Origin of the sequence: Sulfitobacter sp. SH24, assembly GCF_965641895.1 — a bacterium.
GTDB lineage: Bacteria > Pseudomonadota > Alphaproteobacteria > Rhodobacterales > Rhodobacteraceae > Sulfitobacter > Sulfitobacter dubius.
The window spans coordinates 1298383-1311454 of sequence record NZ_OZ282575.1; the positions used below are offsets into that span (position 1 = coordinate 1298383).

Sequence of the window (13072 nt, forward strand, 5' to 3'; positions counted from 1 at the left end):
ATCAGTCGCCAAAGACGCGCTTGAAGATCGTGTCGACATGTTTGGTGTGATAGCCCATGTCGAATTTCTCGTTGATGCCGTCTTCGCCAAGGGCCGCGACGACCTCTTTGTCGGCCAGCAGCAATTCGCGGAAATCGAGGCGTTCTTCCCAGACTTTCAGGGCATTGCGCTGCACCATGGAATAGGCATCCTCGCGGCTCACGCCCGCTTGGGTCAGGGCCAGAAGCACCCGCTGGCTCATGACCAAGCCGGGGAATTTGTTCATGTTGTCCAGCATGTTCTCGGGAAAAATCAGCATTTTGTCGATCACGCCAGCCAGACGGTGCAGGGCAAAGTCCAGCGTGACAGTCGCGTCAGGCCCGATGCCACGCTCAACGGAGGAGTGCGAGATGTCGCGTTCGTGCCAAAGTGCTACGTTCTCCATCGCCGGAACCACGGCCATGCGCACCAGACGGGCAAGCCCGGTGAGGTTCTCGGTCAGCACCGGGTTCTTTTTGTGCGGCATGGCCGAGGAGCCTTTTTGCCCCATGGAGAAGAATTCCGCGCCTTCCAGTACTTCGGTGCGCTGCATATGGCGAATTTCAATCGCCACGTTTTCGATGCTGCTGGCAATGACGCCGAGGGTGGCAAAGAACATCGCGTGACGGTCGCGCGGGATGACCTGGGTCGAGATCGGCTCGGGGTTGAGGCCCAGTTTCTCGCAGACATGCTCTTCGACGCGCGGGTCGATATTGGCGAAAGTGCCGACAGCGCCCGAGATCGCGCCGGTGGCGATTTCCTCACGCGCGGCGACGAGGCGGGCGCGGTTGCGGTCCATCTCGGCATAGAAGCGGGCAAAGGTGAGGCCCATGGTTGTCGGCTCGGCGTGGATGCCGTGGCTGCGGCCCACGCGGACGGTGTCTTTATGCTCAAGCGCGCGTTTCTTCAGCGCGGCGAGCAGCTTGTCCATGCCGACCAGCAGCAGATCAGCGGCGCGGGTCAGTTGTACGTTGAAGCAGGTATCGAGCACGTCCGACGAGGTCATGCCCTGATGCACGAAACGCGCCTCATCGCTGCCGACATGTTCGGCGAGGTGCGTGAGGAAGGCGATGACGTCATGTTTGGTGACAGCTTCGATCTCGTCGATACGGGCCACGTCGAATTCAACGTCTTTGGCTTTCCACACGGCGTCGGCATTCTCGCGCGGGATGGTGCCCAGATCGGCCATCGCGTCGCAGGCATGGGCCTCGATCTCGAACCAGATGCGGAATTTCGTTTCCGGCGACCAGACGGCAACCATATCGGGACGGGAGTAGCGGGGGATCATGCGCGCACCTTTTTAGGACAGGGGATGGGTCAGGGGCGGCATAGACTGACTTGGGGTTAAGGACAAGTCTGGGGTGGTGAGGGTGACGAGGGCCATCGCCTACCGGCGGGTCGGTGATCATAGGTAAGTCGGCGCCACTTTATGGCTCAACCATGATGTGCGCTCGCGAGGTTACGCCCAGTCTCTCCAAATCGCCTACCCGTCCGGGCGGGCAGACGCTGGACCGGCGCCTGCGGCTTGATTCCGGGCTGGGGTGGTCAAGTCATCGTACCTAGAGGAGTTCCGTCACCACCGTCGAACTCCGCTCCAACGTCCGATGCACCGGGCATTTATCCGCGATCTCCAACAACCGCTGGCGCTGCTCCTCGCTCAAATCCCCTTCTAACCGGATACGCCGCCGCCACGTGTCAATCTTCTCCGCAGCCCCGGTGCCCGCATCCTGCGCATGCACCTTGTCGTGGCAAACATCGACGCTCACCCCCGTCAGCGGCCATCCCTTGCGCCGGGCATACATGCGGATCGTCATCGACGTGCAAGCGCCTAAGCCTGCGGACAAAAACCCATAGGGCGACATGCCGCGATTGGTGCCGCCATAGGCCAGTGGTTCATCCGCCAGCGCGTGGTGGTGGGGGCCTGCGTTCACGTCTTGCAAGAACCCATTGGCGTCGGCCTCGGTAACACGCACGATCCCCTCCGGCGCGCCGGGGGGCGGGGCGGGGGATTTCAGTGTCATATAGCGATCCGCCCATGTGGCGATGATCTCTGCCGCATATTCGGCATCGCCCGCGCGGGTGATGAGGTGGTCGGCATCGTCCAGCGTGACAAAGCTTTTGGGATGTTTCGCGGCCAGAAAAATCTGGCCCGCGTTGTCGATGCTCACAATCTCATCGCGCGGGGCGTGGAGCACCAGCAGCGCGGCTTTCAGCTTGCCGATATCAGGGGCGAGGGAGGCGCCCTGCACATCGTCGATAAAGCCCTGACTGATGGTGAAAGGCCGCCCGCCAAGGTTGACCTCAGCGCTGCCGTTGGCCGAAATCTTAGGCAGGCTCTCGGCGAAATTATGGGTGACATGGGCCGGATCGAAGGGCGCGCCGAGCGTGGCGACCGCTTTGACATGGGCCAGCTGCGCTGCGGCTTTCAACACGGCCGCCCCGCCCAGCGAGTGGCCGATCAGCAGCGCCGGGGCCATGTCGCGGCTGGAAAGATAGCTACAAGCGGCGATCAGATCATCAACATTTGAGGAAAACGATGTGTTCTCAAACTCGCCCCCCGAATGGCCCAATCCGGTGAAATCAAAGCGCAGCACGGCAATGCCCATCGCCGCCAGACGCCCGGCGATGCGCCGCGCGGCGGGGATATCTTTGCCGCAGGTGAAACAATGCGCAAAAAGCGCGGTTGCCAGATGCGGCCCGTCGGGCAGGTCCAGCCGTGCGGCGAGTTCCGTGCCATCGGGGCCGGGGAAGGTTATGCGTTCGGTGGCCATATGGCGCTCCTGAATGGGTTGCGTCAAAGGTGACATTTTCTACCGTTTGATCAAGGGCTGCGGCCGTCTGCTCACCCAACCGTGACGCGAAAGCATTGCGCGTGATCGCATTTGCTCCGGGTTGTTGCTTTGTATACCACTCTTTTAAAACACCTGTCGGAGAACAACCTTGGCCCAGCCCCCCAAACCAAATCTGCACCCTGCCACCATCGCGGCCCAAGCCGCCGGGGCCATTGATCCTGCGTCCGGCGGGGTTGTGCCGCCAGTGCAATTCGCCACCACCTATCTGCGCGATGAGAACTACGCGCTGGTGAATCCCGATAACGTCTATCTGCGTTCGCATAACGAAAATACCCGCGTGGCGGAGCGTATCCTGAATGCGCTCGAAGGGGCCGAAGAGACGCTGATCTTTCCCTCCGGCATGGCGGCCATCGCGGCGGTTTTCCGCACCGTGCCCAATGGCGCGAGCGTGGTGGTGCAAAGCCAGATTTACTGGGGCACAACCAAATGGATCCGCGATTTCTGCACCCGTCGGCAAATTGCGTTGCATGAGGTGGATGCGAGCAATCTTGACGCCTTCGCCGCCCTGTGCCGCGCCGAAAAGCCTGACCTGTGTTTGATAGAGACGCCCTCGAACCCGTGGCTGCGGATCACCGATATCGCCGGGGCCGCCGCCGCCGCGCATGAGGTGGGCGCGACACTGGTGGTCGACAGCACGGCGGCCTCGCCCGTGCTGAGCCATCCGCTGGAGCATGGTGCGGATATCGTGATGCATTCGGCGACCAAGGGGATCAACGGCCATTCTGACGTATTGGCTGGTTCCTTGGCCACCAATGACGCAGGCGCGGCACGCTGGCAGATGATCCGCGATGACCGGAATGAGGCAGGCGCGGTAATCGGCCCGATGGAGGCATGGTTGCTGGCGCGCGGCATGCGGACCCTACCGCTCAGGATGCGCGAGATGTCTCGCAATGCCATGACATTGGCGGAGTTTTTGGCGGATCATCCGCAGGTCGAACAGGTGATGTATCCGGGTCTGCCAGACCATCCCGGCCACGCCCTTGCTGCGCAGCAGATGAGCGGAGGCTATGGCGGGTTGTTGTCCTTTGTCGTCAAGGGCGGGGCCGAGGCGGCGCTTAAAGCGGCGGGGCGGTTGCAGCTTTTCCACCGGGCGACTTCGCTTGGCGGGGTGGAAAGCCTTGTTGAGCATCGCCACACCATCGAGCCCCACACCGGGATCCCCGAAGGGCTGCTGCGACTGTCGGTCGGGATCGAGGATGTCGACGACCTTGGTGCCGATCTGGGCCAAGCGCTCGGTCAATAGACGGGTGGGCTGGCAGCCGTCCTTTGAGGGTCAAATTCGCACAGGGCGGCCCTGTTCCCACGATGCGGCCTGTGCCACTCTGACGTGAAACCTTGACCGATGTGCAAGCAGGATGACGGAGCCAACACCATGCGCCTGATGCTGATCTGCCTAAGCTTTCTGGCTCTATCGGCCTGCGAAGGCCAGCAATCGGTGTTGAGCCCCGCCGGGCGCGATGCGCAAGACGTGCTGTCGCTCATCTGGGTGATGTTCGGCGGCGCGGTTCTGCTTTGGCTGCTGCTGGCAGCAATTTTTGTCTATGTGACCCGCGTGGAGCCGCGCGAGATGCCGCGCCGTTGGGGGGAGATGCTGATCGTCGGCGGCGGGGTGATCTTTCCGGTCATCCTGCTGGGGGCGCTTTTGACCTACAGCCTGCCGATGATGAAACCACAACGCGAGGCCGATCCGGGTCTCAAGGTCCACATCACTGCAGAACAATGGTGGTGGCGGGTGGATTATGAATTGCCCGATGGCAGCCGCGTGACCTCGGCCAATGAGTTGCGGCTGCCTACGGGGCGGCGCACCGGGTTGGTGCTGAACGCGCATAAGGTGATCCATGCCTTCTGGGTGCCCGCCCTTGGCGGCAAAGTTGATATGATCCCGGGGCGCGAAACCTATCTGTCGTTCTTCCCTGAGGAGCCGGGCGTTTACCGGGGTCAATGCGCTGAATTCTGCGGTGCGTCCCATGCGCTGATGGCGTTTGAAACGGTGGTAATGCACCCCGAAGACTTTGCCGAATGGTTGACGGCTGAGGCCGAAGCAGCCACCGCGCCCGCCAGTGGAGAGGCCGTTCGTGGGGCGCAGGTCTTTGCCCGCGAGGGCTGCGGCGCTTGCCATAGCGTGCGCGGCACACCGGCGGTGGGGCAGGTGGGGCCGGATTTGACCCATGTCGGCAGTCGCAAAAGCATCGGTGCTGGCATTCTGAACGGCAGCGAAGAAGATTTCGCCCGGTTCATCGCGCATACCGAAAGCCTGAAACCCGAGGTGGCCATGCCAAGCTATGACCATATTGCGCCCGAAGACCTGCGCGCGCTGGTCGCTTATCTCAAGGGGCTGACATGACAAAACCCGCAACGCTTCCCGTGGCCGAAGGGCCATATCCGCCAAGCGAGGCGGCCTTGGCCGAACCGGTATCGCAGGCCGAGCAGCAGCGCGGCGCCGAGGAGTTGCGCGCAGCGTGGAAGACGCCGCAAGGCTGGCGCTATGTCACCGCCGTCAATAACTCTGAAGTGGGCAAGTGGTATGCGCTGACGGCGCTGGCCTTCATGCTGATCGCAGGGGTGCTGGCGCTCTTGATGCGGGTGCAACTGGCCTTTCCGGACATGACCTTTTTGGACGCGGACCGGTTTAACCAGTTCTTCACCATGCACGGCTCGGCGATGATGTTTCTCTTTGCCGTGCCGATGTTCGAGGCAATCTCGATCCTGCTGCTGCCCGCCTTCCTCGGTGCTCGGGACATGCCGTTTCCCCGGCTATCTGCTTACGGATATTGGTGTTTTCTGATCGGTGGCTGCTTTGTGCTGGGCTCGCTTCTGTTCGATTCCGGCCCCAAGGCGGGCTGGTTCATGTACCCGCCGCTGGCCACCAAAGAAGAGGGGATCGGCCCCGATGTCTGGCTTTTGGGGCTGAGCTTCATCGAAGTCGCCTCTATCGCGGCAGCGGTTGAGTTAATCGTCGGTGCGCTGAAATGCCGTCCGCCGGGGATGCGCGTTAACATCATGCCGCTCTATGCGTGGTATGTGCTGGTTGTGGGGGGTATGATCCTGTTCGCCTTCCCGCCGCTTATCGCCGGGGATTTCCTCTTCGAGCTGGAGCGGTCCTTTGACTGGCCGTTCTTCGATCCGACACGTGGGGGCGATCCAATCCTGTGGCAGCATCTGTTTTGGATTTTCGGGCATCCGGAGGTCTATATCGTCTTCCTGCCCTCCATTGCCATCGCCGCGATGATTGTGCCGACCGTCGCGCAGCGGCCCATCGTGGGCTATTCGTGGATCGTGTTGAGCGCTGTTGGCACCGGGTTCCTCAGCTTCGGGCTCTGGGTGCACCACATGTTCACCACCGGGCTGCCGCAGATTTCACTAGGGTTCTTCTCAGCGGCGTCTGAGGCGGTCGTGATCCCCACGGGCATCCAAATCTTCGCCTTTGTCGCCACGCTGATGGTGGGGCGGGTGAAGTTGACACTGCCGATGCTCTGGATCGCGGGGGCCTTGGCGATCTTCGTCGCGGGCGGTCTAACGGGGGTTATGCTGGCGATCGTGCCGTTCAACTGGCAGGTGCATGATACCTACTTCATCGTAGCACATCTGCATTACACGCTTTTTGGCGGCATGGTTTTCCCGGTGATTGCGGGGGTCTATTATTTCTATCCTTTCATTGCCAAGAAACTGCTGAGCGAGCGGCTGGGCCTCTGGGCCTTCTGGCTGATCTTCTCGGGCTTCAACATCACCTTTCTGCCAATGCACCTGACCGGGTTGATGGGGATGCCGCGCCGGGTGTTTACCTACCCCGAAAGTTCCGGTTGGGGTTGGCTGAACCTGATCTCAACATTGGGGGCTTTCATCATTGCGGCGGGTTTTGGGGTGTTCCTGTATGATTTGCTGCGCCCGAAAAAGGCCCAAGGCCGGATCCCTCGAAACCCTTGGGGTGCGGGCACGCTTGAGTTTTCCCATGAGGTGCCAGAGGAGGCGTGGGGCGTGCGCTCTGTCCCACATGTCACCTCGCGCTATCCGTTGTGGGATCAGCCGCAATTGGTCAACCGAATGGACGCGGGCCGCTACTATCTGCCCGATGCGCCAGATCATCAGCGCGAGACCATTGTGACCAGCGTGATCGACGCCAAGCCTGTGCATGTGCAGCGTGTCACCGGGCCTGCGTGGATCACCATCCTTGCTGCTGGTTTCACCGGCGGGGCGTTCATCTTTCCCACCTTTCACATCTACACACCTGCCATCATCTGCGGGGCCTTTGCCATCGTCTGCATCATGTATTGGCTCTGGACCACCACCGCCCGCCCTCCGAAGGAAGAGATGCGCGATGCGGGGCTGAGCCTGCGCCTGCCGACCTATGCGTCTGGCCCGGATTCTGTCGGTTGGTGGGCCATGTGGATCACCATGTTGGGTGATGCCACGGCCTTTGCCAGTGTGGTTTTCGGGTTCTTCTTCTACTGGACCGCACGGTCTGATTTCCCGCCCGAGGGGGCACTGCACCCTCTGGGCCTTTGGGTCGGGGTGGCAGCGCTGGCGGGTGTGGCAGCATGGGCGCTGACGCTCGCGGCACGCGAAGCGAATATGCGCGGAAAGCTGGGATTGGCCCGCGCCGCGCTGGTCTTGGCACCATTGGCCGCGGCTGTGGCGGGTGTGGCCGCTTGGACCGCCGTTCGTGATCTGGACCCGACCTCTCATGTTTACCCGGCAATTCTCTGGGCGCTGATGGTGTGGTTGGGGGCGCATCTAAGCGTGGGTGTGTTGATGCAGGGCTATTGCTTGGCCGCGAGCGTTTTTGGCAAGCTGACTCCGCGCTATGATGCCGATCTGCGCAATGTCACACTTTATTGGCATTTCATGGCCGTAAAAGTGGTGGTGACCGCCGCGATCCTGGGGCTTGCACCGGGGTGGCTGTCATGAGCGACATTCGCGACGAACAAGACGCCCATGAGTTTCGCGCCGAGGCGCTGAGCCTGTGGCGGATCACCTTCAGCCCATTGATCTGGGCGGTGCATTTCACGGTGTCTTATGGGACGGCAGCTGTCGTCTGTGCCAAGGGCGGGGCCGGGGCGGTGGCGCTGCTGCGGCTGGGCATTGGGATCGGCACGTTGATTGCGCTGGCGCTGATCCTTTGGCTGGCGTGGGGCGCATGGCGGCAATGGGATATGCCCCGCGACCGCGAGTGGGAGAATGACGCGGGAACAAGCGAAGACCGGCATCAATTCCTTGGTCACGCGGCGTTTTTGCTGGCGGTAATCTCTTTCATCGGAGTGGTCTATGTATCGCTGCCTGTGCTGCTGATCGGCAGCTGCGGATGAGGGTAGGGCTGGGATATGCCGGGCTGGCGCTGCTGGCTGTGCTCTGGATTTTGCCTCTGGGGCAATGGCTCGGCGCGGATTTTCCGCATCACATGCTGCGGCATATGGGGCTGGTGGCTGTGGTGGCGCCGCTGCTGGTGCTGGGTTTTCCAAAGGTCACAGCGATTTTCGCCCTGTCGCCGCTTTTGGGCGCGGTGGTTGAGTTCGTCGTCGTCTGGGGCTGGCATTTGCCCGCATTGCACGGCTGGGCCGATGGCGGCTGGCCGGGGCTGGTGCTTGAACAGCTAAGTTTTGCGCTGGCCGGACTGCTGGTCTGGGCCGGATGTCTGCGTGGGGAGTCGCTGGCCGGAGCAGGCGGGCTGCTGCTGACCTCCATGCATATGACGCTGTTGGGGGCGTTGATTATCCTTGCCCCACGCGATCTTTATGCTGCGATCTGTGGCCGTGCGCCGGATTTGGATGCGCAGCAGTTGGGTGGGCTATTGATGCTGGGGATCGGCACGCCGATTTATCTGGTCGCAGGATTGGCGCTGGTCGCTAAGGCGCTGCAAGACAAAAGGGAAATGGCATGAAACGGGTGATCCAGACCCTCGCCGCAGTAGCGGCAACTGGTGCCGTGTTGGCAGTTTCTGTCGTCGCGATCGGGCTTTACAATGTCTCGGCCCGCGAGGGGCATATATGGGGGGTGACATGGTTGATGCACACGACTTTTAAACAGTCGGTCAAACTGCGGGCGCCGGGGCCAGACGAGGTGCCAGATGATCTAGGCTCGCCAGATCGGGTGAAGCTCGGCGCGTTGCATTTCAGAAACGCCTGCGCCTTCTGCCACGCGCTGCCCGGCCAGCCGCAAAGCGCCACGGCTCAGGCGATGGAACCGACGCCGCCGCATGTCAGCAGCATTACCGGTTGGACACCGGGAGAGATGTTTTGGATCGTCAATGAGGGCGTAAAAATGACCGGCATGCCGCATTGGCCTGCCAAAGATCGCGACGATGAGGTTTGGTCGGTCGTGGCCTACTTGAACGCGCTGCCCGATGGGGCGGGGCAGGTGGCGCTGGCAGGCGAAGGGCGCGGGCGGGCGAGCTGTGCACAATGCCATGGCGAAGGTGGTGAAAGTGGCAACAGCCATATCCCGCGCCTTGATCTGCTTACCCCCGGCCAGATCGCCGAGGCGCTGCGACAGTACCGTGGCGGTCAGCGGCCCAGCGGGATCATGCGAGAGGCGGCGATGGCGCTGAGCGACAGCGAGATCGCCACGCTGGCGCAGCAGTTCGGTTCTTCCAAAGGTCCGCGGCGGCAGTCTGAACCTGCGCCTGAGGCCACAACCCCCGGCGCGCTGCTGGCGCAACGTGGCACTGGTGACGTGCCCGCCTGCACCGTTTGTCACGGGCCGGGACGGCAGGCCGATGCGCCCATCGCGCCGCTGCTGACCGGGCAAAGCCGCAACTATCTGGCGGGGCAACTCAGACTATGGCGTGACGGTCATCGCGGTGGGGGGGAGAGGGCGCATCTGATGCGCAAGGCCGCGCAGGATTTAAGTGGCGCGGATATCGCAGCCTTGGCGGACTACTTCGCGGGGCTTCCGACTGAGTAGCCCTTAGCCCTCAGACCATGTCTGCAATTTCTCGATCACCCCATCGGTCAGCGCTTGCAGATCGTTTTGCACCGCCATCGCCGGGCAGGGCTGATCCAGCTGCGCAGCCATATCGCCCACGCGGAAACCATTGGCGCTGTCGAGTTTCTCTAATTCCTCCCAAGTCACTGGCACGGCCACCGGCGCGCCGGGGCGGGCGCGGAGAGAGTAGGGCGCGATGGCCGTGGCGCCGCGTTCGTTGCGCAACCAGTCGATGAAAATGCGGCCCTTGCGCTTGGCCTTGGACATGGTCGCGACATAGCGGTCAGGGTTTTGGGCGGCCATGACATGGGCGAAGGTTTTTGAGAAAAGCTTGACCGTGTCCCAGCCGCGTGTTCGGCGCAAGGCCAGCCAGACATGCACGCCCTTGCCGCCAGTGACGATGGCCCCCGATTGCAGGCCCAGAGCCGTCAGCGCATCGCGTACCTCGAAAGCCGCAGCGCGCACATCGGGCCAATCCAGCCCCTCATCGGGGTCGAGGTCAAAGACCAGCCGGTCAGGGCGGTCCAAGCGATCCACCCGCGCGCCCCAGATGTGATACTCAATGCAGCCCATCTGCGCCGCCGCGATCAGGCTGTCGGGCCGTGTGGCATAGAGGTAGTCCGCCGCGTCGCCGTCGCTTTCTTCGATTGAAACCCGCGACAGCGCATCGGGCATCCCGCCGCTGTCGTGCTTTTGAAAGAAGCACTGTCCGTCGATCCCCGAAGGGCAGCGGAACAGCGACAGCGGACGGTGGCCCATGAGGTCAATCATGCGCGGACCGACACGCTCGTAGTGTCGCGCCACATCGCCCTTGGTGCAGCCCGCATCCGGGAAAACTTTGCGGTTGGCATTGCTGATCTGAACGCCGCCAACCTTGCTGTCATCGGCCCTCTGCGGCTCCTCTTGCGGTTCTTCCACGGTCACTTGGGTCGCGTCCTTATCGTGGCGCAGGCCCAGAAAACTGCCGTGCCGGATCACGCCGTCGGCGGTGAACTCGGTGAAATCCACCTCCGCCACTAGATCAGCGCGGACCCATTTCGCATCGCGGGCGACTTCAGGCGGAACGTCCCGCGCGGGCGGGGTCTTGCGGGCGGTCATGGCGCGGGCAAGGTCATTCATCATCTCTTCGGAGAACCCCGTGCCGACGCGCCCCTTGTAGCGCAACTCTCCCCCCTCTTGGCTGCCGAGCAGCAGTGAAGCAAAGGCGCGGCCTTTTTTGTCAGAAGGGGAATAGCCGATGATGACAAACTCCTGCCGCCGGGTGCATTTGATCTTGAGCCAGTTCTTGCTGCGTCTGCCAGAGTAGGGCGCGTCGATGCGCTTGCTGATGATCCCTTCCGCTCCGGCTTCACAGGCACGTTTGAACACTTCGGGGCCGTGGCCGACCACATGCTCGCTCAGCCGCAGCGGTCCGCCTGCGGGGAGGCCAGAAAGCAGTTTGGCCAGCCGTGCGCGGCGGTCGTCTTGTGCTGTGTCGCGGAAATCCTCACCATTAAGCGACAACAGATCGAAGGCGTAGAAAACCAGCGGATGCCCCTCTTTCAGCGCCCGCTGCAACGATGAGAATGCCGAACCTTTGATCTTGGCTGCCATGACCTCTCCATCTAGGAGGGCACGGTCGCAGGGCAGAGCGTCAAAAGCATGAGCCAGCCCGTTGAACTTCTCGGTCCAATCCTTGCCTGAGCGGGTGTAGAGCCGCGCACCGCCCTTGCCGAGGGAGACAAGACAGCGGTAGCCGTCGAACTTGGTTTCATGCATCCAATTCTCGCCCTCTGGCGCATCGCTGACGAGGGTGGCGAGTTGTGGTTTGACGAAGGCCGGGCGTTTGCCTTTGCGTTTGGGGCTTGGGTCAGCCAGTTTTTTCGCGGGGGCGTCCTTGGCGATCTCGGCCATGGTGCGACCCGTGGTGATCGACCGGGCGGTGCCCTTGGTCAGGCCGTCGGGCTGATCTCGGGCATAGTCATCGCGCTCCTTGATCAGCAGCCAATTCTCCCGCTTTTCGCCGCCCCGCATCCGCACCAGCGTCCAACCGCCCTGCATCTGCTGGCCTTGCAGCGTGAACTTGAGCTTGCCGTCTTTCAGCCCCTTGGCGACATCGCCCTGTGGCATCCAAGTGCCACGGTCCCAAAGCATCACCGTGCCGCCGCCATATTGGCCCTTGGGGATCGTCCCCTCAAAGCCGCCATAGTCAAGCGGATGATCCTCTGTCCGCACGGCGAGGCGCTTTTCCGAGGGGTCGGGCGAGGGGCCTTTGGTGACTGCCCAACTCAGCAGCACCCCTTCCCATTCAAGGCGAAAGTCATAGTGCAGGCGGGTGGCATCGTGTTTCTGAACGACGAAACTCTGCCCCGCACCACTGCCGATTTGGCCGCGCGGTTCTGCGGTCGCCTCGAAATCGCGTTTGGCATTGTAGCTGGCGAGCCTGTCGGGGGATTTGGCCATTACGAAGCCTTTTTACGCGGTGCCTTTTTCTTGGCGCTGGATTTCGCGCCGCCCGCTTCTTTCAGGCTCTCTTTCAGCGCGCTCATCAGGTCGATGACGTTCTCGCCCTCAGCAGGGCCATCATCGCCGGTCTGCACGCGCGGGGTCTTTTTGTTCTTCACCTTCGCATCCAACAGCTTTTGCATCGCCTCGGCATATTTGTCGGTATAGGCAGAGGCATCGAAGGGTGCGGTCTTCTTGTCGATGAGGGAGGTGGCGACCTCAAGCAACTCCTTGTCGGTCTCATCATCTTCGATATCAGTGAAAATCTCATCCGCCTCGCGCAGTTCATCGGCGTAGTGCAGCGTCTCCATCAACAGCCCGTCGCCGCAGGGTTTGACGCAGGCAAGGTATTCCTTGCCACGCATGGTGACCTGACCCAGCCCCACTTTGCCCGCCTGCCGCAGCGCGTCGCGCACCACGCGGTAGGCGTCTTGTGCCAGATCGTCAGAGGCTGTGATGTAATAGGGTTTGTCGAAATAGAGCGGAGAGATTTCGCAGGCGTCGACGAATTGCACCAACTCAAAGGTCTTTTTCGTCTCCAGTTTGATCTCATCGACCTCGTCAGGATCGAGCAGGATATATTCGTCACTGCCGACCTCATAGCCTTTGACGATATCCTCGGCCTTTACCGGGCCGATGCCGGGCACGGATTTCTCATAGCGCACGCGTTTGCCGGAGGGTTTGTGGATCTGCCGAAAGGACACCTTGGAACTTGTCTTGGTGGCCGAGAATATCTCGACCGGGATCGACACCAATGAGAGGCGAAGCTGACCCTTCCAAAGTGCGCGCGGTGCCATGAT

10 protein-coding genes are annotated in these 13072 nt (G+C 62.0%); 6 read left to right on the forward strand and 4 right to left on the reverse strand.

Translation table 11 applies throughout. The annotated features are described in order from the left end of the window. Position 1: 1 nt before the first annotated feature. Positions 2–1306 (reverse strand): adenylosuccinate lyase, encoded by a 1305-nt coding sequence (gene purB, locus ACSQ16_RS08980; protein ID WP_243260883.1) that lies wholly within the window; start codon positions 1304–1306, stop codon positions 2–4. Between the two features lie 271 nt (positions 1307–1577). Next, positions 1578–2789, reverse strand: a complete 1212-nt coding sequence (locus tag ACSQ16_RS08985) for a bifunctional alpha/beta hydrolase/OsmC family protein (RefSeq protein WP_243260882.1) — start codon at positions 2787–2789, stop codon at positions 1578–1580. Between the two features lie 169 nt (positions 2790–2958). Here ACSQ16_RS08985 and ACSQ16_RS08990 point away from each other — a divergent pair, with 169 nt between their 5' ends. The 6 genes from ACSQ16_RS08990 (at position 2959) to ACSQ16_RS09015 (ending at position 9767) form a co-directional block, all read left to right on the forward strand. Continuing rightward, a complete protein-coding gene (locus ACSQ16_RS08990) occupies positions 2959–4113 on the forward strand; it encodes a trans-sulfuration enzyme family protein (RefSeq protein ID WP_243260881.1) in 1155 nt (384 codons plus the stop codon). A 129-nt stretch (positions 4114–4242) separates the two neighbouring features. Then, positions 4243–5214 carry a cytochrome c oxidase subunit II gene (gene coxB / locus ACSQ16_RS08995; RefSeq protein WP_243260880.1) on the forward strand — a complete coding sequence of 324 codons (972 nt, stop codon included), beginning with the start codon at positions 4243–4245 and terminating at the stop codon, positions 5212–5214. Next, positions 5211–7775: a cytochrome c oxidase subunit I gene (gene ctaD / locus ACSQ16_RS09000; protein ID WP_243260879.1), complete on the forward strand. Its 2565-nt coding sequence runs from the start codon at positions 5211–5213 to the stop codon at positions 7773–7775. Before coxB ends, ctaD begins: the two co-directional genes overlap by 4 nt. After that, positions 7772–8173, forward strand: a complete 402-nt coding sequence (locus ACSQ16_RS09005; RefSeq protein ID WP_243260878.1) for a hypothetical protein — start codon at positions 7772–7774, stop codon at positions 8171–8173. Before ctaD ends, ACSQ16_RS09005 begins: the two co-directional genes overlap by 4 nt. Next, positions 8170–8745: a cytochrome c oxidase assembly protein gene (locus ACSQ16_RS09010; RefSeq protein ID WP_243260877.1), complete on the forward strand. Its 576-nt coding sequence runs from the start codon at positions 8170–8172 to the stop codon at positions 8743–8745. Before ACSQ16_RS09005 ends, ACSQ16_RS09010 begins: the two co-directional genes overlap by 4 nt. Next, entirely contained in the window at positions 8742–9767 is a 1026-nt protein-coding gene (locus tag ACSQ16_RS09015; RefSeq protein ID WP_317406036.1) for a c-type cytochrome, read from the forward strand. Before ACSQ16_RS09010 ends, ACSQ16_RS09015 begins: the two co-directional genes overlap by 4 nt. A 3-nt stretch (positions 9768–9770) precedes the next feature. Here ACSQ16_RS09015 and ligD read toward each other — a convergent pair whose 3' ends face one another. Both ligD and ACSQ16_RS09025 read right to left on the reverse strand, forming a co-directional pair. Beyond that, positions 9771–12230: a DNA ligase D gene (gene ligD / locus ACSQ16_RS09020; RefSeq protein ID WP_317406038.1), complete on the reverse strand. Its 2460-nt coding sequence runs from the start codon at positions 12228–12230 to the stop codon at positions 9771–9773. After that, positions 12230–13069, reverse strand: a complete 840-nt coding sequence (locus ACSQ16_RS09025; RefSeq protein WP_317406039.1) for a Ku protein — start codon at positions 13067–13069, stop codon at positions 12230–12232. The genes ligD and ACSQ16_RS09025 overlap by 1 nt, the downstream gene beginning before the upstream one ends. Positions 13070–13072: the final 3 nt, after the last annotated feature.

Bases quoted from the DNA above. Each gene is read 5' to 3' on its own strand.
- purB (WP_243260883.1), bottom strand. From the start codon at position 1,306: ATGATCCCCCGCTACTCCCGTCCCGATATGGTTGCCGTCTGGTCGCCG.
- ACSQ16_RS08985 (WP_243260882.1), bottom strand. From the start codon at position 2,789: ATGGCCACCGAACGCATAACCTTCCCCGGCCCCGATGGCACGGAACTC.
- coxB (WP_243260880.1), top strand. From the start codon at position 4,243: ATGCGCCTGATGCTGATCTGCCTAAGCTTTCTGGCTCTATCGGCCTGC.
- ctaD (WP_243260879.1), top strand. From the start codon at position 5,211: ATGACAAAACCCGCAACGCTTCCCGTGGCCGAAGGGCCATATCCGCCA.
- ACSQ16_RS09005 (WP_243260878.1), top strand. From the start codon at position 7,772: ATGAGCGACATTCGCGACGAACAAGACGCCCATGAGTTTCGCGCCGAG.
- ACSQ16_RS09010 (WP_243260877.1), top strand. From the start codon at position 8,170: ATGAGGGTAGGGCTGGGATATGCCGGGCTGGCGCTGCTGGCTGTGCTC.
- ACSQ16_RS09015 (WP_317406036.1), top strand. From the start codon at position 8,742: ATGAAACGGGTGATCCAGACCCTCGCCGCAGTAGCGGCAACTGGTGCC.
- ligD (WP_317406038.1), bottom strand. From the start codon at position 12,230: ATGGCCAAATCCCCCGACAGGCTCGCCAGCTACAATGCCAAACGCGAT.
- ACSQ16_RS09025 (WP_317406039.1), bottom strand. From the start codon at position 13,069: ATGGCACCGCGCGCACTTTGGAAGGGTCAGCTTCGCCTCTCATTGGTG.